A 19,053-nucleotide genomic window follows, 5' to 3' on the forward strand; every position below is an offset into this window, starting at 1 on the left:
AGGAGTTCCGTGATGAGCGATTCCTTTTCCACCCGCGCCTCGCTCGAGGTCAACGGCCAACGCTACGCCTACTACAGCCTGCCCAAGCTCGCCGAGCGCTTCGATATCGCCCGCCTGCCCTACTCGCTGAAGATCCTGCTGGAAAACCTGTTGCGCCACGAAGACGGCGGCGTGACCGTGGGCAAGGACCACATCGAGGCAGTGGCCAAGTGGGATCCCAAGGCCGAACCCGACACCGAGATCGCCTTCATGCCGGCGCGCGTGGTGCTGCAGGACTTCACCGGCGTGCCCTGCGTGGTCGACCTGGCGGCGATGCGCGATGCGGTGGTCAAGCTCGGCGGACGCCCGGAGCAGATCAACCCGCTGATCCCCTCGGAACTGGTGATCGACCATTCGGTGCAGGTGGACGTGTTCGGCAAGCCCGACGCGCTGGATCTCAACGGCAAGATTGAATTCCAGCGCAACAAGGAACGCTACGGCTTCCTGCGCTGGGGCCAGAAGGCATTCGACAACTTCAAGGTGGTGCCGCCGAACACCGGCATCGTGCACCAGGTCAACCTGGAACACCTGGCGCGGGTAGTGATGACCGGCGAGCGCGACGGCGAGGCGATCGCCTACCCGGACACCGTGTTCGGCACCGACAGCCACACCACCATGATCAACGGCATCGGCGTGCTCGGCTGGGGCGTGGGCGGCATCGAGGCGGAAGCGGCGATGCTCGGCCAGCCCTCGTCGATGCTGATCCCGCAGGTGGTGGGCTTCAAGCTCACCGGCAAGCTGCCCGAAGGCGCCACCGCCACCGACCTGGTGCTGACGGTGACGCAGATGCTGCGCAAGCACGGCGTGGTCGGCAAGTTCGTCGAGTTCTTCGGCGACGGCCTGCAGCACCTGCCGCTGGCCGACCGCGCCACCATCGGCAACATGGCGCCCGAGTACGGCGCCACCTGCGGCATCTTCCCGATCGACGCCGAATCGCTGACCTATCTGCGCCTGTCCGGGCGCAGCGAGGAGCAGATCGCGCTGGTCGAGGCCTACGCCAAGGCGCAGGGCCTGTGGCACGACGCCGACAGCGCGCATGCCGAATACAGCGCCGTCCTGGAACTGGACATGGGCGACGTCAAGCCGTCGCTGGCCGGTCCCAAGCGCCCGCAGGACCGTGTGCTGCTGGAAGACATGCAGCGCAACTACCGCGACAGCCTGGTGCCGTTCGCCGACGCGCGCGCCAAGCGCCGCAGCGATGCCGTGCAGGAAGACCGGCTCAAGAACGAAGGCGGCGGCGGCACTGCGGTCGGCGCCCAGGCGGCGCATGCGCAGGACGCCGAGGCCAGCGGCGCCGGCTGGCAGCTGCGCGACGGCGCGGTGGTGATCGCGGCGATCACCTCCTGCACCAACACCTCCAACCCGGCGGTGATGCTCGGCGCCGGCCTGCTCGCGCGCAATGCCGTGGCCAAGGGCCTGAAGGCGCAGCCGTGGGTCAAGACCTCGCTCGGGCCGGGTTCGCTGGTGGTCACCGACTACCTGAAGAAGGCCGGGGTCATGCGCGACCTGGAACAGCTCGGCTTCTACGTGGTCGGCTACGGCTGCACCACCTGCATCGGCAACTCCGGCCCGCTGCCCGAGGACGTCTCCGCGGCGATCGCCAAGGACGACCTGGTGGTGGCCTCGGTGCTGTCGGGTAACCGCAACTTCGAAGGCCGCGTGCACCCGGAAGTGAAGATGAACTACCTGGCCTCGCCGCCGCTGGTGGTCGCCTACGCCATCGCCGGCACCACCGACATCGACCTGACCCGCGACCCGCTCGGCACCGGCCGCGACGGCCAGCCGGTGTACCTGCGCGACATCTGGCCGAGCAACAAGGAAATTGGCGACACCATCGCCGCCACGGTCGGCCCGGAGATGTTCAAGCAGAACTACGCCGACGTGTTCAAGGGCGACAGCCGCTGGAACACCATCGCCTCGCCCGATGGCGAGCTGTACGCGTGGGACGGCGCCTCCACCTACATCAAGAACCCGCCCTACTTCGACGGCATGACCATGCAGGTCGGCCGCATCGAGGACGTGCACGGCGCGCGCGTGCTGGGCCTGTTCGGCGATTCGATCACCACCGACCACATCTCCCCGGCCGGCAACATCAAGAAGGACTCGCCGGCGGGCCGCTTCCTGCAGGAGCGCGGCGTGCAGCCGGCCGACTTCAACAGCTACGGCAGCCGCCGCGGCAACGACGACGTGATGGTCCGCGGCACCTTCGCCAACATCCGCATCAAGAACCTGATGTTCGGCGGCGAAGAAGGCGGCAACACCCTGTACCACCCGCCCGGCGGCGGCCAGCCGGAAAAGCTGGCGATCTACGACGCGGCGATGCAGTACAAGGCCGACGGCGTGCCGCTGGTGGTGATCGGCGGCAAGGAGTACGGCACCGGCTCCTCGCGCGACTGGGCGGCCAAGGGCACCAACCTGCTCGGGGTCAAGGCCGTGATCGCCGAGAGCTTCGAACGCATCCACCGCTCCAACCTGGTCGGCATGGGCGTGCTGCCGCTGCAGTTCCTCGACGGCCAGAACGCGCAGAGCCTGGGCCTGGACGGCTCGGAAGTCTTCGAGATCACCGGCCTGCAGGACGGCGCCAGCAAGCGCGCCAAGGTCGTCGCGGCCAAGGCCGACGGCAGTGCGCAGTCCTTCGAGGTGGCGGTGATGCTGCTGACCCCGAAGGAAGTGGAGTACTTCCGCCACGGCGGCCTGCTGCAGTACGTGCTGCGGCAGTTGGCTGCGCGCTGATCCGCCCGCGGGTGTCCGACAGCGGAAGCCCGGCCCCCGCGACTGCGCGGGGGCGCTGCGCCGGCGCGCGAACCCGTGGTTCGCAAGCGTGCCGGCTCGCCCACCACGGCGGCCTGCTGCAGTACGTGCTGCGTCAGTGGCCTGCGCGCCGATCCGCCCGCGGGTGTCCGACAGCGGAAGCCCGGCCCCCGCGACTGCGCGGGGGCGCTGCGCCGGCGCGCGAACCCGTGGTTCGCAAGCGCGCCGGCTCGCCCACCACGGCGGCCTGCTGCAGTACGTGCTGCGTCAGTTGGCCGCGCGCTGACCGACCCTGCGGTTTCCGGCAGCGGAAACCCGGCCCCCGCGCCAGCGCGGGGGCGCTGCGCCGGCACGCGAACCAATGGTTCGCAAGCGTGCCGGCTCGCCCACCACGGCGGCCTGCTGCAGTACGTGCTGCGGCAGTTGGCTGCGCGCTGACCGACCCGGCGGCTTCCAACAGCGGAAGCCCGGCCCCCGCGACTGCGCGGGGGCGCTGCGCGGTGGCTCAGGGCGCGTCCTCGTCGCTGCGCAAGGCGCGCAGCAAGCCGATCATGTACAGCACCAGGATGAACGAGAACGGCAGGCCGCACAGCACCACCGCGGTCTGCATCGCGGTGAAGTTGCCGGCCAGCAGCAGTCCGATGCTGGCCACCGTGATGCCCGCCGCCCAGAACACGCGCAGCCAGATCGGCGCATCGTGCTCGTCCTCCGTGCCGCCCTCGACCCGACGCGTACACAGGTTGGCGATCATCAAGGTGCCCGAATCCACCGGGGTCAGGAACAGCACGAAGCCGATCACCACCGCGGCGCCGGCCACGTACGGCGCGGCGGGCAGATATTCCAGCAGCTTGAACAGGGTCATCGCCGCATCGTGCTGCGCCACCTGGCCCAGAACCGCCTGGCCATGGTTGAGCACCAGATCGATCGCGGTGTTGCCGAAGATCGACAACCACGCCAGGGTGAAACCCAGCGGGATCAGCAACACCCCCAGAATCACCTCGCGAATGGTGCGGCCGCGCGAGATCCGGGCGACGAACAGCCCCACGAACGGCGCCCAGGCGATCCACCACGCCCAATAGAACAGCGTCCACGAGCCGAGCCAGGTGCGCCCGTTGCGATCGTTGAGATACATCTCGAAGCTCTTGCGCACGAACGCGGCCAGATAGTCGCCGGTGTTCTGCACCAGGCCGTCCAGCAGGTGCAGGGTCGGCCCGGTGCACAGCACGAACAGCAGCAGCACGCACAGCAGGCGCACATTGAGGTTGGACAGCCAGGCGATGCCCTTCTCCACCCCTGCGACCACGCCCAGCGTCGCCACCGCCATCATCGCCAGCACGATCAGCACCAGCACCTGCGGGGTATTGGGCAGGCCGAACAGGTAGACCAGGCCCGATTGCAGCACCAGCGCGCCGATGCCCAGGTTGGTGACCATGGAGATCAGCGTGGCCAGGATGCCGAAGCCATCCACCATGTCGCCGATGCGGCCATGCACGCGGTCGCCGAAGACCGGCTGCAATGCCGAGCGCAACGCCAGCGGCAGGTTGCGGCGATAGGCGAAATACCCCAGCGCCACGCCCACCAGCGCGTACAGCGCCCAGCCGTGCAGCCCCCAGTGCAGAAAGGTCAGCACCAGCGCCTCGCGCGCGGCCGCCGCGGTGCCGCCAGGCTGTCCGGGCGGGCTCAGGAAATGATCCAGCGGCTCGTAGGCACCGTAGTACAGCAGCGCGATGCCGATACCGGCGGAAAACAGCATCGACACCCAGGCCACGTAGCCGAACGCCGGCACTTCGTCGTTGCGGCCCAGGCGGATGCGCCCGTACGGCGAAGCCGCCAGCCACAGCACGAACCCCAGGCACGCCACGATCAACACCATGTACCACCAGCCGAAACCGGCCGACACCCCGGCCTGCGCCCATTGCAGCCAGTGTTCGCTGGCCTCGGGGAAGAGCACGGTGAGCAGCCCGAGCACGCCGATGGACAGCGATGCGCTGAAGAACACGAAGCGATTCAGGCGCAGGGCCGAGCGCTTGGGAGGAGCCTGGAAAGACATGCAGTTGTCTCATCGGTCCGGATGGGCGCATGGGCAAGGCCGGACCGGAAACCGGGCCTATGGCGTGGGGGGCGGGTGCATCGTATGGTTTATTGATTGAACGTTCAATCAATAAAAAGCATAATGGCCGCCAGCCGATCCCGTGGGATCGAAGACCGTGGAGCCGCGATGCCCAAGAAAGGCGTGGAACCGATCCGCCGCGAGCAGCTGATCCGTGCCACTTTCCAGACCATCGACGAGATCGGCATGGCCGATGCGACCGTCGCCACCATCGCCAGGAAGGCCGGGCTTTCCAGCGGCATCGTCGCCCACTACTTCGGCGACAAGGACGGCCTGCTCAATGCCGCGATGCGGCAGATCCTGCGCGATCTGCGCGCCGCGGTGTCGCGCTGCCGCGGCGCGTCCGAGGACACCCCGCGTGCGCAACTGCGCGCCATCGTCGATGGCAATTTCGACGACAGCCAGGTCAACGGCGCGGCCATGCGCGTCTGGCTGACCTTCTGGGCCGCGAGCATGCACCAGCCGGAACTGGCGCGGCTGCAGCGGGCCAACGATCAGCGCCTGTTCTCCAACCTGTGCCATCAGTTCAACCGGGCGCTGCCGCGGGCGCAGGCGCGCCAGTCCGCGCGCGGGCTGGCCGCGATGATCGACGGCCTGTGGTTGCGCGGCAGCCTGGTCGGCGCCGCCTTCGATACCGGCAAGGCGCAGCGCATCGCCTACGAATACATCGACTTCCAACTGCGGGCCGACACGCCCTGACGCGCGCCTGCCGCGCCCACCGCCTTTCCAGGAGCCCCCATGACCGCCCTTCCCGTCCAACAGCTCTACATCCACGGTCGCCTGGTCGATGCCAGCAGCGGCAGGACCTTCCAGACCGTCAATCCGGCCAACGGCCAGGTCCTGGCCGAGGTGCAGATCGCCAGCCAGGCCGACGTCGAGCGCGCCGTGCAGAGCGCGGCCGCAGGCCAGAAGGTCTGGGCCGCGATGACCGCGATGGAGCGCTCGCGCATCCTGCGCCGCGCCGTGGATCTGCTGCGCGCGCGCAACGACGCCCTGGCCCGGCTGGAAACCCTGGACACCGGCAAGGCGCTGAGCGAGACCACCAGCGTGGACATCGTCACCGGCGCCGACGTCCTGGAGTACTACGCCGGCCTGGCCACCGCGATCGAAGGCATCCAGTTGCCGCTGCGCGCATCGAGCTTCTTCTACACCCGCCGCGAGCCGCTGGGCGTGGTCGCCGGCATCGGTGCCTGGAACTATCCGATCCAGATCGCCCTGTGGAAATCGGCCCCGGCGCTGGCCGCGGGCAACGCGATGGTGTTCAAGCCGTCCGAAGTCACCCCGCTGAGCGTGCTGGAGCTGGCCAAGCTCTACACCGAGGCCGGCGTGCCGGACGGCGTGTTCAACGTGGTGCAGGGCCCGGGCCGCGAGATCGGCAACTGGCTGACCGAGCATCCGGCGATCGAGAAGATCTCCTTCACCGGCGGCGTGGCCACCGGCAAGAAGGTGATGGCCGCCGCGGCCGCCTCCTCGCTGAAGGAAGTGACCATGGAACTGGGCGGCAAGTCGCCGTTGCTGATCTGCGACGACGCCGACCTGGACCGCGCCGCCGACATCGCGGTGATGGCCAACTTCTTCAGCTCCGGCCAGGTCTGCACCAACGGCACCCGCGTGTTCGTGCCGCGCCGCATGCTGGCCGCGTTCGAGGCGGCGCTGGTCGAGCGCGTGCAGCGCATCCGCATCGGCGACCCGATGGCGGCCGCCACCAACTTCGGCCCGCTGACCAGCTTTGCGCACATGGAGAATGTGCTGCGCTACATCGACAGCGGCAAGGCCGAAGGCGCGCGCCTGCTGATCGGCGGCGGTCGCGCCAGCGCAGGCGCGCTGGCCGACGGTGCCTACGTGCTGCCGACCGTGTTCTCCGACTGCCGCGACGACATGCGCATCGTCAGGGAAGAGATCTTCGGGCCGGTGATGAGCCTGCTCGCCTACGACGACGAGGAAGAGGCGATCCGCCGCGCCAACGCCACCAGCTTCGGCCTGGCCGCCGGCGTGGTCAGCAAGGACATCAGCCGCGCCCACCGCATCATCCACCGCCTGGAAGCCGGCATCTGCTGGATCAACACCTGGGGCGAATCGCCGGCCGAAATGCCGGTCGGCGGCTACAAGGAATCGGGCGTCGGCCGCGAGAACGGCCTCTCGACCCTGGCCCACTACACCCGCGTCAAGTCGGTGCAGGTCGAACTGGGCGACTACGCCAGCGTGTTCTGAGCCGCGCCCCCATCGTCCGGCCGACGCGCCGATCCGACCTTCCGCCGGGACGCCTGCGCGCAGCGCGCCCCGGCCTGCTGGAGAACCGTCATGAAGACTGCCCAAGCGTACGACTACATCATCATCGGCGCCGGCTCGGCCGGCAACGTGCTGGCCACGCGGCTGACCGAGGATGCCGATGTCAGCGTGCTGTTGCTGGAAGCCGGCGGCCCCGACTACCGCCTCGACTTCCGCACCCAGATGCCGGCCGCGCTGGCCTTCCCGCTGCAGGGCCGGCGCTACAACTGGGCGTACAAGACCGACCCGGAGCCGTTCATGAACCACCGCCGCATGGACTGCGGCCGCGGCAAGGGCCTGGGCGGCTCCTCGTTGATCAACGGCATGTGCTACATCCGCGGCAACGCGATGGACTACGACAACTGGGCCGGCATGCCGGGCCTGGAAGACTGGACCTACCTGGACTGCCTGCCCTATTTCCGCAAGGCCGAAACCCGCGACATCGGTGCCAACGACTACCACGGCGGCGACGGTCCGCTGCGCGTGACCACGCCCAAGTCCGGCAACAACCCCCTGTTCGCGGCGATGATCGAAGCCGGCGTGCAGGCCGGCTACCCGCGCACCGACGACCTCAACGGCTACCAGCAGGAAGGCTTCGGCCCGATGGACCGCACGGTGACGCCGCACGGGCGCCGCTCCAGCACCGCACGCGGCTACCTGGATCTGGCCAGATCGCGGCCGAACCTGACCATCGTCACCCACGCGCTGACCGACCGCATCCTGTTCTCCGGCAAACGCGCCATCGGCGTGCAGTGGCTGCGCAACGACGTGCTGCAGCGCGCCACCGCCCGCCGCGAAGTGCTGCTGTGCGGCGGCGCCATCGCCTCGCCGCAGATCCTGCAGCGCTCCGGCGTCGGCCCGGCCGACCTGTTGCGCGGGCTGGACATCGAGCTGGTCCACCACCTGCCCGGCGTCGGCGCCAACCTGCAGGATCACCTGGAAATGTACCTGCAGTACGAATGCAGGCAGCCGGTGTCGCTGGCACCGGCGCTGAAGCTGTACAACCAGCCGGCGATCGGTGCGCAATGGCTGTTCCTGGGCACCGGCATCGGCGCCAGCAATCAGTTCGAGGCCGGCGGCTTCATCCGCAGCCACGAGGACTTCGCCTGGCCGAACCTGCAGTACCACTTCCTGCCGGTGGCGATCAATTACAACGGCTCCAACCCGATCAAGACGCACAGCTTCCAGATGCACGTGGGGTCGATGCGCTCGCCCAGCCGCGGCCGCATCCACATCGTCTCCAAGGACCCGCGTCAGCATCCGAGCATCCTGTTCAACTACATGTCGCACGAACAGGACTGGCGCGAGTTCCGCGCCGCGGTGCGGATCACCCGCGAGATCTTCGCGCAGCCGGCGCTGGCGGCGTACAGCGGCCGCGAGATCTCGCCGGGGAGCGAACTGCGCAGCGACGCGCAGATCGACGCGTTCGTGCGCGAACACGCAGAGACCGCCTACCACCCGTCGTGCTCGAACAAGATGGGCCACGCCGACGATCCGATGGCGGTGGTGGACGGCCAGGGACGCGTGCACGGCCTCGAAGGCCTGCGCATCGTCGATGCCTCGATCATGCCGCAGGTGGTGACCGGCAATCTCAACGCGCCGACGATCATGATCGCCGAGAAGCTGGCCGACCGCATCCGCGGCCGCCAGGCGCTGCCACGCAGCACCGCGCCGTACTACGTCGCCGATGGCGCACCGGTGCGCCGCACGCGCTGAGCCGGACCTAACCCGCGGTGGCGCTGCCGCCGGGCTGCGCGTGGCAGCATTGCTCGGGCCGGCACCGCCCACGCGCGCGCGCCAGTGGTGGCCGCGCGCCGCCGACGCGGCGCCGCAGCCTGCGGCCCTGCCCTGTTCGCCTTTGCCCTACGGAACGGTATGCTGCTGTCGTCGGTTCTGATGGATACTGTCCGCGCCGCACACATCACTACGTTTCCTGGAGGGGGAATATGAGTCTGGATCGTCCGTGGTTGCAGAGTTATCCGGCCGGCGTTGGCGCCGACATCAACGTCGACGAGTACCGCTCCGTCGCCGCGGTGTTCGAAAGCTCCGTGGCCAAGTTCGGAGACCGCCCCGCCTACTGCAACTTCGGCAAGACCCTGACCTACCGCGAGGCCGGCGAACTGGCCCGGCAATTCGCCGGCTACCTGCTGGGCGAACTGCAGCTCAAGAAAGGCGACCGCGTCGCCCTGATGATGCCCAACTGCCTGCAGTACCCCATCGCCACCTTCGGCGTGCTGCTGGCCGGCATGACCGTGGTCAACGTCAATCCGCTGTACACCCCGCGCGAACTGCGCCACCAGCTGATCGACTCCGGCGCCAGCGCCCTGGTGGTGATCGACAACTTCGGTACCACCGTGCAGGAAGTGCTCGCCGATACCCCCGTCAAACAGGTCATCACCACCGGCCTGGGCGACATGCTGGGCTTCCCCAAGGGCCCGCTGGTCAACTTCGTGCTGAAGTACGTCAAGAAGCTGGTGCCGGACTACGACATCCCCAACGCGATCCGCTTCCGCGACGCGCTGACCCTGGGCCGCCTGCACACGCTGCCTCAGATCGACATCGAACCGGACGACATCGCTTTCCTGCAGTACACCGGCGGCACCACCGGCGTGGCCAAGGGCGCCATGCTGACCCACCGCAACCTGGTCGCCAACATGCTGCAGGCCGGCGCCTGGATCTCGGCGACCGGCAAGCTGGAGGAAGGCAAGGAAGTCATCATCACCGCGCTGCCGCTGTACCACATCTTCGCGCTGACCGCGAACGGGCTGGTCTTCATGAAGCTCGGCGGGCTCAACCACCTGATCAGCAATCCGCGCGACATGCCGGGCTTCGTCAAGGAGCTGCAGAAGACCCGCTTCACCGCCTTCACCGGCGTCAACACCCTGTTCAACGGCCTGCTCAACACTCCCGGTTTCGACAAGGTGGATTTCTCCTCGCTGAAGTTTACCCTCGGCGGCGGCATGGCGGTGCAACGCGCGGTGGCCGAGCGCTGGAAGCAGGTCACCGGGGTCACCCTGGTCGAAGCCTACGGCCTTACCGAGACCTCGCCGGCGGCCTGCATCAACCCGCTGACCCTGACCGAATACAACGGCGCGATCGGCCTGCCGATCCCGTCCACCGACGCCTGCGTCAAGGACGACCAGGGCCAGGTCCTCGCCCATGGCGAGGTCGGCGAGCTGTGCATCCGCGGGCCGCAAGTGATGAAGGGCTACTGGCGCCGGCCGGAGGAAACCGCCAGCGCCATCGATGCCGACGGCTGGCTGCACACCGGCGACATGGCGCGGATGGATCCGCAGGGCTTCTTCTACATCGTGGATCGCAAGAAGGACATGATCCTGGTGTCCGGCTTCAACGTGTATCCGAACGAGGTCGAGGACGTCATCGCGATGATGCCCGGCGTGCTGGAAGTGGCCGCGGTCGGTGTGCCGGACGAAAAATCCGGCGAAGCGGTCAAGGTGGTCATTGTGAAGAAGGACCCCAACCTGACCGCCGACGAGGTGAAGGCGCACGCCCGCGCCAACCTCACCGGCTACAAGCATCCGCGCATCGTCGAGTTCCGCAAGGAGCTGCCCAAGACCAACGTCGGCAAGATCCTGCGGCGCGAACTGCGCGACGCGCCACCGCCGCAATAAGCAGGTCCGACGGGCGCCCGCGCGGCGCCCGTGCAGGCGCTGGCGGGGCGAGTTCCGGCCGCGGCACCCGGGTGTAGCATCCGCCGGGTGGAAACGCACTCGCCCGCTGCGCCACGCCATCTCCGCGGGCGTCTTTCCGAGAGCCCGCCATGAGCACGATCGACACGCTGCCCCGTACCCGCGCCTACTCCAGCATCCGCATCGATGCGGACGGCGACGACGATAGCCATTGGCTGTACATGCATGCGAATCCGCAACTCGGAACGCGTCCCTGCTTCCATAGCCAGATGCTCGATGACGTCCTGGCAGCGCTGGAGATCATGACGACGCGATCGCAGGCGCCCAGGAAGAGCGCGCTGCAACATTTGGTCATCGCCTCGGACGCCAATGTCTTCAACCTCGGCGGCGATCTCGCGCTTTTTTCCGACCTCATCCGCCGCAAGGACCGTGCGCAACTGCTCGACTACGCCTATCGCTGCGTCAGCGGCGTCCACCAACTGCATCGCGGCCTGTCGGGCGATGTGCGCACCATCGCCCTGCTGCAGGGCGATACGCTGGGCGGGGGGCTTGAGATGGCGTTGGCCTGCCACACCATCGTTGCGGAGGAAGGCGTCACCATGGGCTTGCCCGAGGCGATTTTCGGGCTGATTCCCGGCATGGGCGCTTATTCGTTCCTGTGCAAGCGGGTCGCTCCGCATGTCGCCGAACGGATCATTCTGAGCGCCGACCTCTACAGCAGCGAGCAGATGCATGCGATGGGCATCGTCGATGTGCTGGTCCCGCGGAATCAGGGCATCGACCGCGTGAAGCAACTCATCCACGACCAGCGCCGCAACCCGCAGTCGTACCTGGCGATGAACGCCGTGCGCAATCTGGCGCAACCCGTGACGCTGCAGGAACTGCAGGCGATCACCGACATCTGGGTCGACTCCGCGTTGGCGTTGGACGAGAAATCGCTGCGCACGATGGATCGGCTGGTACGCGCGCAGACCCGGCGTGCGCGGGACGTCGCAGCCTAGGGGAAGACGTCAGCGGTCTGCGATCAGTGGTCGGCCCGGTGCCATGCCCGGGCCCTACTGCGGGCGTCAGCGCAGCTCGTTCTCTTCGGAACTGGCGCTGCGGCGCGCGCGCGCCTCGAGTACTTCCCTGCCCTCGGTCAGACTGGCATTGAGTGCCATCAATCGGGAGCGCCATTCGCTGCGCATCTGCCATTCCGCCATCTGCATCAGTTCGCCACCGAGGCTGGCCAACCGGATCAGGCCCAGATTGCTCGCCACGCCCTTGATCGCGTGGGCATGTTCGCGCAGGCGTTCCCAATGCTCCGCGTCGCCTGCGATCTGCATGCCGCCCAGACAGCCTTCGGCGTCGTTGAGGCACTGCGAAATGAACTCGCGCTCGAATCCCTCGCCCATGCCCAGCCCGGCCAGTTCGTCGAGCACAGAGGAATCCAGCACCCCTTCGGCGGTGGCACTCAACTGCCTGACCTGAGCCTCGCCCGAGCCGCGCAGACGTCCTTCCACCGCGATGTCGGCCAGGGTATCCAGCAAACGGCTGGCCACCACCGGCTTGGCCAGGAACGTGTGCGCACCGGCCTGCTCGCAACGCTGGATCGCATCGGGCGTGACGTCCGCACTGAGCACCACCACAGGCGTCCGCGGGCCGCCAGCCTGCATGATCCGCAACTGCTTCAGCATGTCCAATCCGCTCATGCCCGGCATGTGCAGATCGACGATGACCCCGTCGAACTCGCTCTCCGCCAAGGCGTCCAGCACCGATTCGGCCCCTTCGACGCAGATCGGACGGTGACCGGCCTTCTGCAGCAGGCGCTGCAGCACCATGCGATTGGCGGCATGATCGTCGGCCACCAGAATGCGCATGCTGCGGATGCGTGCACGGTGGCGCAGGAAGGGATCGGAAAAGGCGATGACGTTCCCGGGCTGACCGTTTTCCTCGGGATGTTCGGCGGCAGCCGCTTCCGTTTCCGGCGCTTCCTCGACGCTGCTCGCGGCGATCTCGAAAGGCAGATCGAACCAGAACCGGCTGCCGCGCGGCAGGTTCTCCTGATAACCGATACTGCCGCCCATCGATTCCACCAGGCCTTTGGCGATCGTGGTCCCTAGCCCGGTGCCCTCGTAGCGCCGGGCCAGCCCCACATCCGCCTGCTCGAACGCATCGAACAACCGCGATCGCATCGATTCCGGCACCCCGATACCGGTATCGACAATATCGAAACTCAGCCACGTCCGCTCCGCGTCGCTGCGCAGCAGCTTGACCCGCACGTCGACGCGACCGGAATCGGTGAACTTGATCGCGTTCCCGGCCAGATTCAGCAGCACCTGGCGCAGGTGACCCGCATCGCCCAGCAGATGGTTCGGTACTTCGGCAGCGATGTCGACGAAATAGCCGATCGCCTTGGCCCGCGCCTGCGGCTGCAGGATCAGCCCGATCTGCTCCACGGTCTCGCGCAGCGAGAAGGCGCTCTTGTCGACGCGGACCTTTCCGGCCTCGATGGCGGAGATATCCAGCACCTCTTCGACCAGCGAGAGCAGGCTCTTGGCAGAGGCCTGGATGGTGCTGACGCACTCGCGCTGCTCGGCATCGAGCCTGGTTGTCGACAGCACCTCGGTCATGCCCGAGAGGCCATTGAGCGGCGTGCGGAACTCATGGCTCATGTTGGCCAGAAAGCGGCTCTTCGCCTCGTTGGCGCGCTGCGCTTCCTTGGTCGCCTGGGTCAACTGCCGCAGCAGCCCCGACAGATAGAGCGGCACCGCCAGCAGGCCTACGACCAGACCGATCCCCAGCCCAAGGTTGTTGCGCCAGTAGGGTGTCACCAGCACGGTGGTACCGAAGCTGGTCACCCCCATGGCCACCGCCAGATACAGATATCGGTTGCCGTAGCGCAAACCGTTGCCGACCGTCACCCACAGCACCACGACGTACATCCAGGCCAGCGGCTCGCCCATGCCGATCATGGCAGCGGCGATCAGGCCGTAGTCGGCGATCATGCCGATGATCCGTCGCGTGTCGCAACGCTCCGGCCGCCACAGCAGCCAGGCCAGCACGCCCAGCGACAGCACCAGACCGGACGACACCACGGCGACCACGTTCAGGTACTCGCGCATCGGCAAGGTCGCGCGCGGGCCCGGCAGCAGCACGTAGCTCAGGATGATGGAGATCAGGACGATCCGCACCAGGGCCTGCGCATGCTCGGTATCCTTGCGCTCCGCGAACCGTTGTTGCACCCACGTGATCGCCGAGGTCATGTCAGACTCCTGGTCGCGCCGAGGCGGTGGAGAATTTCTCGCAGATCACCTGCAACTGCTCGCGGCCGCGGAACAGCGCGTCCACGCAGCGCGGGTCGAACAGGCGGCCGCGCTGGGCGTAGAGATAGGCCAGCGTCGCATCCATGGTCCAGGCTTCCTTGTAGGGGCGCGGCGAGATCAGCGCGTCGAACACGTCGGCGACCGCCACGATCCGCGCTTCCAGCGGAATCGCCTCGCCGACCAGGCCGTCCGGGTAGCCGCTGCCGTCGTAGCGCTCATGGTGGCGCAGGGCGATCAGCGCGCCGACCTGGATGAAACGGTTCTGGCTGCCGCTGAGCAGTTCGTAGCCGATGCGCGGGTGCATGCGCATCACCGCCATCTCGTCCTCGTTGAGCTTGCCCGGCTTGAGCAGCACCGCGTCGGGAATGGCGATCTTGCCCATGTCGTGCAGGCTCGCGGCCATCTCGATGACCCTCACCTCGTCCTCGGACAGGCCCAGTTGCTCGGCGATCAGCCCGGCCACGTGCGCCATGCGTTCCAGGTAGGCGCTGGTACCGACGTCGCGGTACTCGATGGCCCGCGCCAGCCGCGACAGGGTCTCGCGCTCGCGTTCCTCGACCTCGCGCATGCTGGCCAGCAGGCGCTGCTCCAGCGACATCGCGCGCTGCTTGATGTTCTCGCTCTGCAGCCGCAGCTGCAGCAGGTTGTGGCAACGCGCGCGCAGCTCGCGCGGGCGGATCGGCTTGACCAGGAAGTCGATCACCCCCGCTTCCAGCGCCGCCTGGCGGATCGGCTCGTCGCCGACCACGGTGATCAGGATGATCGGGATGTCGCGGTGCTTGGGCAGCCGGCGCAGGCGCCGCGCGAACTCCAGCCCGTCCATGCCCGGCATGCGGTAGTCGAGCAGCAACAGGTCGACCTTGCCGGCCTCGCACCAGGCCAGCGCGGCCTGCGAGTCGCCGAAGTCGCGCACGGTCAGTTCCGGGGCGATGTCCTCGATGACATGCCGCAGCATCGTGCGCGCGGAGGTCTGATCGTCGACGATGACGATGTTCAAACGATTGTCGCTTCCGTCCGCCCAGTGGAGACGGTCCCCGTTCGAGGACGCGCCGGAGAGGCTCATGCTGGCATCATGCATCTGCAATCCTCCGCCCGTCGCATCTGCGCGGGCTGCTGAGACGACAACGGGAACGCGCCGACGCTGACTCACCCCGGCCCGTCCACCTCACTTCCTTTTGCGTGCAACGCCTGGTGCAAGAACCGCGCCACCTCGTCCGCGGCTAGGTTAAGCCTCCGGACGCATGTACGGAAACAGCAGTACGTCACGGATCGAGCTGCTGCCGGTGAGCAACATTACCAGTCGGTCGATGCCGATGCCCAGGCCGCCGGTCGGCGGCAGCCCGACTTCCAGCGCCCGGATGTAGTCGGCGTCGAAGTGCATGGCCTCGTCGTCCCCCCCGTCCTTCGCCGCCACCTGTGCCTGGAACCGCGCCGCCTGGTCCTCCGGGTCGTTGAGCTCGGAGAAGCCGTTGGCGATTTCCTTGCCGTTGATGAACAGCTCGAAGCGGTCGGTGTAGCCCGGCTCGGTGTCGCTGGAGCGGGCCAGCGGCGACACCTCGACCGGGTGGTCGGTGATGAAGGTCGGCTGGATCAGGGTGTGCTCGACCGTGGCCTCGAAGATCTCCAGCAGCAGCTTGCCCCAGCCGTAGGACGGCTTGGTGCGGATCTTCAGCCGCTCGCAGTGGCGCAGCAGGGCCTCGCGGTCGGTGCAGTCGGCGGCGCTGATCTCCGGGTTGTGGTGGCGCACCGCCTCGTCCATGCGCCAGCGGCGGAACGCCGGCGCCAGGTCGATGTCGGCGCCGTCCCAGTGGACCTGGGTGGTGCCCAGCACCTCGCGGGCGACGTCGCGGATGACGTTCTCGGTCAGGTCCATCACCTCGTGGTACGTGGCGTAGGCCTCGTACAGCTCCATCATGGTGAATTCCGGATTGTGCCGGGTGCTGACGCCTTCGTTGCGGAAATTGCGGTTGATTTCGTAGACCCGTTCCAGGCCGCCGACCACCAGGCGCTTCAGGTACAGCTCCGGGGCCACCCGCAGGTACAGGTCCAGGTCCAGGGCGTTGTGGTGGGTGGTGAACGGCTTGGCCGTGGCGCCGCCGGGGATGTAATGCATCATCGGCGTCTCCACTTCCAGGAAGCGGCGCGCGTCCAGCCAGGCGCGCATGGCGCGGATGATCTTGGAGCGCTTGACGAACACCTCGCGCGCCTCCGGCGACACGATCAGGTCGACGTAGCGCTGGCGGTAGCGCTGCTCCACGTCGGACAGGCCATGCCACTTGTCCGGCAGCGGCCGCAGCGCCTTGGTCAGCAGCCGCAGCCCGGTGGCCTTGATCGACAGCTCGCCGGTCTTGGTGCGGGTCAGCCCGCCTTCCACGCCGATGATGTCGCCGATGTCCCAGCCCTTGAAGGCGTCGTAGGCCTCGCCCAGGGCGTTGGCCTGCAGGAACAGCTGGATGCGCCCGGACTCGTCCTGCAGTTGCACGAAGCTGGCCTTGCCCATCACCCGCTTGGCCAGCAGGCGCCCGGCCAGGCGCAGGCTGCGGCCCTGGGCCTCCAGCGCCTCGGCGGTCCAGCGCTCGGTGTCGGCGAACTCGGCCTGCAGATCGCCGGCGAAGTCGCTGCGGCGGAAATCGTTCGGATAGGCCACGCCCTGCGCGCGCAGCGCGGCGAGTTTGGCGCGCCGTTCGGCGATGAGGCTGTTCTCGTCGACGGGAAGGGACGGCGCGGGGGTCTGCTCGGTCATGGGATGGGGGATGCGTGAGGAAGGGAAAGAATGCACCAGCCGGCGGGCCGTGTGCCGCCGCACGGCCTCCGTCGCCAGGACGGAGGCCGCCGGTTCAGGCGTCGCTGCGTTTCGCGCCGGCTTCCAGGCCGGACTTGAGGCTGGCCTCGACGAACTCGTCCAGGTCGCCGTCGAGCACCTTCTGGGTGTCCGAGCGCTCCACGCCGGTGCGCAGGTCCTTGATCCGGCTCTGGTCGAGCACGTAGTTGCGGATCTGGCTGCCCCAGCCGATGTCGGACTTGGTCGCCTCCACCGCATCGCGCTCGGCGTTGCGCTTCTGGATCTCCAGCTCGTACAGCTTGGCGGCGAGCATCTTCATCGCGTTGTCGCGGTTCTGGTGCTGGCTGCGCCCGGTCTGGCAGGCCACCACGATGCCGGTGGGCACGTGGGTGATGCGCACCGCCGACTCGGTCTTGTTGACGTGCTGGCCGCCGGCGCCGGAGGACCGGTACACGTCGGTCTTCAGATCGGCCGGGTTGATGTCGATGTCGATGTTGTCGTCCACTTCCGGCGACACGAACACCGAGGTGAAGCTGGTATGGCGACGGTTGTCCGAGTCGAACGGCGACTTGCGCACCAGCCGGTGCACGCCGGTTTCGGTCTTCAGCCAGCCGTAGGCGAAGTCGCCCTCCACGCGCAGCGTGGCGGACTTGATGCCGGCCACTTCGCCGCCGGAGACTTCCATCAGCTCGGTCTTCCAGCCGCGCGACTCGCACCAGCGCAGGTACATGCGCAGCAGGATCTCGGCCCAGTCCTGGGCCTCGGTGCCGCCGGCGCCGGCCTGGATGTCGACGAAGGCGTTGCTGGCGTCCATCTGCCCGGAGAACATGCGCTGGAACTCCAGCTTCTCCACCTGTGCCTGGAAGCGGTCGACGTCGGCCAGCACCGCCTGCGCGGTGGCCTCGTCGTTCTCGCTTTCGGCCAGTTCCAGGAATTCCAGCGATTCGTTCAGGCCATCGAGCACGCTGGCGATGCCGCCGACGGTCTTCTCCAGGCTGGCGCGTTCGCGGCCCAGGCCCTGGGCGCGCTCGGGGTCGTTCCAGACGTCGGGGCTTTCCAGCTCCCGGGTGACTTCCTCTAGACGCTCCTTCTTGGCGTCGTAGTCAAAGAAACCCCCGTAGCGACAGCACCCGATCGGACAGATCGGCGATGCGGTGGCGAATCGGATTGAGTTCGATCATTGCGGCGTTTCCGGCAGACAAGAGCGCGATTCTAGCAATTCCGGCCGCCGCGCCACAGCGCCGCCGGACTACTCGACGGTCGCCGCCTCGCCCTCCCCGGCCGCCACGCGCAGCGCGGCGCGGTAGCGGCGGCTGCACGGCACCTGGCTGCCGTCGCGCAGATGCACCCGCGCCTCGCCCGCCTCCAGCGGCTCGATGGAGACCACGCTGGCCAGGTTGACGATGTAGCTGCGGTGGATGCGCACGAACCGCGCCGGGTCCAGCCGCGCCTCGATCGCGGCCATGGTGCTGCGCAGCGGGTAGTCGTGGCCGCGCACGCGCAGGTTGACGTAGTTGCCGGCGGCCTGCAGCCACTCGATGTCGGCCGCGGCGACCAGGAAATCGCGGCCCAGCTTGCGCACCAGGAAGCGCTCCGGCCGTTCCAGCGAGCCCACCGGCGGGCCGGCGTCGGGCGCGCCGAGCAGCGCCGCCTCGCCCTGCCAGCGCCGCAACAGGAACCGGTACATCTCCACGCACAGCGCGATCGAGGCCAGGCTGCGCACGTCCTTGAGGTATTCGTAGGCCAGCCCCTGCGGCCACGGCCCGAAGTCGTACTGCTGGCCCTGCAGGCGGTAGACCAGGCTGCGCAGGGCGACCATTCCCACCACGTGCAGCACCGACAATGCCACGCTGCCCAGCAGGTAGCCCGGCAGCCGGCGCCGCCAGGTGTCCCAGTGCAGCGGGTAGCGCCGGGTCAGCAGCACCACCAACGGCACGATCAGCAGGAACATCAGTTGGCTGGACCACTCCCACACCACCGGCTCCCATGCGGCGAAATGCAGCCCGGTGTTGCGGATGTCGATCAACACCGTGACGCTGTTGGCGATGGCGTTGATCAGGGTGAGCGCGACCCAGAAGCCGATTTCGAAGCTGCGGCGCCAGGGCTGGAAACGGGAATAGGCGCTGGCGCCGGACGGATCGGACATGG

Annotated in this window: 12 protein-coding genes; 6 read left to right on the top strand and 6 right to left on the bottom strand. The window is 67.9% G+C overall.

The genetic code is table 11. From position 1 onward, the window contains the following. Positions 1-12 precede the first annotated feature (12 nt). Positions 13-2,772: an aconitate hydratase AcnA gene (gene acnA, locus RAB70_RS14365; RefSeq protein ID WP_148828368.1), complete on the top strand. Its 2,760-nt coding sequence runs from the start codon at positions 13-15 to the stop codon at positions 2,770-2,772. 523 nt (positions 2,773-3,295) lie between these two features. On the opposite strand, the gene RAB70_RS14370 is transcribed toward acnA, so the two are convergent. After that, positions 3,296-4,840, bottom strand: a complete 1,545-nt coding sequence (locus RAB70_RS14370; RefSeq protein WP_017908730.1) for a BCCT family transporter — start codon at positions 4,838-4,840, stop codon at positions 3,296-3,298. A gap of 168 nt (positions 4,841-5,008) precedes the next feature. On the opposite strand from RAB70_RS14370, the gene betI reads away from it, so the two are divergent. From betI to RAB70_RS14395, 5 genes are all read left to right on the top strand, one after another. Continuing rightward, entirely contained in the window at positions 5,009-5,599 is a 591-nt protein-coding gene (gene betI / locus RAB70_RS14375; RefSeq protein ID WP_017913893.1) for a transcriptional regulator BetI, read from the top strand. Positions 5,600-5,638: 39 nt separating this feature from the next. Then, positions 5,639-7,111 carry a betaine-aldehyde dehydrogenase gene (betB, locus tag RAB70_RS14380; protein WP_017913892.1) on the top strand — a complete coding sequence of 491 codons (1,473 nt, stop codon included), beginning with the start codon at positions 5,639-5,641 and terminating at the stop codon, positions 7,109-7,111. A gap of 90 nt (positions 7,112-7,201) precedes the next feature. Then, the gene (gene betA, locus RAB70_RS14385; RefSeq protein WP_017908733.1) at positions 7,202-8,884 is read left to right on the top strand and encodes a choline dehydrogenase; all 1,683 of its coding nucleotides are present in this window, start codon (positions 7,202-7,204) and stop codon (positions 8,882-8,884) included. A gap of 230 nt (positions 8,885-9,114) precedes the next feature. Beyond that, positions 9,115-10,800, top strand: coding sequence for a long-chain fatty acid--CoA ligase (locus RAB70_RS14390; RefSeq protein ID WP_017908734.1), 1,686 nt, complete (start codon positions 9,115-9,117; stop codon positions 10,798-10,800). Positions 10,801-10,949: 149 nt separating this feature from the next. After that, entirely contained in the window at positions 10,950-11,819 is an 870-nt protein-coding gene (locus tag RAB70_RS14395; RefSeq protein ID WP_148828369.1) for a crotonase/enoyl-CoA hydratase family protein, read from the top strand. Positions 11,820-11,885: 66 nt separating this feature from the next. On the opposite strand, the gene RAB70_RS14400 is transcribed toward RAB70_RS14395, so the two are convergent. From RAB70_RS14400 to RAB70_RS14420, 5 genes are all read right to left on the bottom strand, one after another. Then, the gene (locus RAB70_RS14400; RefSeq protein WP_148828370.1) at positions 11,886-14,063 is read right to left on the bottom strand and encodes an ATP-binding protein; all 2,178 of its coding nucleotides are present in this window, start codon (positions 14,061-14,063) and stop codon (positions 11,886-11,888) included. Position 14,064: 1 nt separating this feature from the next. Further along, positions 14,065-15,201: a two-component system response regulator gene (locus RAB70_RS14405; protein WP_043086876.1), complete on the bottom strand. Its 1,137-nt coding sequence runs from the start codon at positions 15,199-15,201 to the stop codon at positions 14,065-14,067. A 147-nt stretch (positions 15,202-15,348) separates the two neighbouring features. Next, positions 15,349-16,866 (bottom strand): lysine--tRNA ligase, encoded by a 1,518-nt coding sequence (gene lysS / locus RAB70_RS14410; protein ID WP_148828371.1) that lies wholly within the window; start codon positions 16,864-16,866, stop codon positions 15,349-15,351. Between the two features lie 94 nt (positions 16,867-16,960). Beyond that, a protein-coding gene (gene prfB, locus RAB70_RS14415; protein ID WP_100224025.1) for a peptide chain release factor 2 occupies positions 16,961-18,086 on the bottom strand; the annotation gives its coding sequence in 2 pieces (ribosomal slippage) (positions 16,961-18,010 and positions 18,012-18,086; 1,125 coding nt in all). A 68-nt stretch (positions 18,087-18,154) separates the two neighbouring features. Continuing rightward, complete coding sequence (locus RAB70_RS14420) at positions 18,155-19,051, bottom strand: LytTR family DNA-binding domain-containing protein (protein WP_170268148.1); 897 nt, start codon at positions 19,049-19,051, stop codon at positions 18,155-18,157. Positions 19,052-19,053 lie beyond the last annotated feature (2 nt).

The sequence above is a fragment of the Xanthomonas sontii genome (genome assembly GCF_040529055.1).
GTDB classification, from domain to species: Bacteria; Pseudomonadota; Gammaproteobacteria; order Xanthomonadales; family Xanthomonadaceae; genus Xanthomonas_A; species Xanthomonas_A sontii.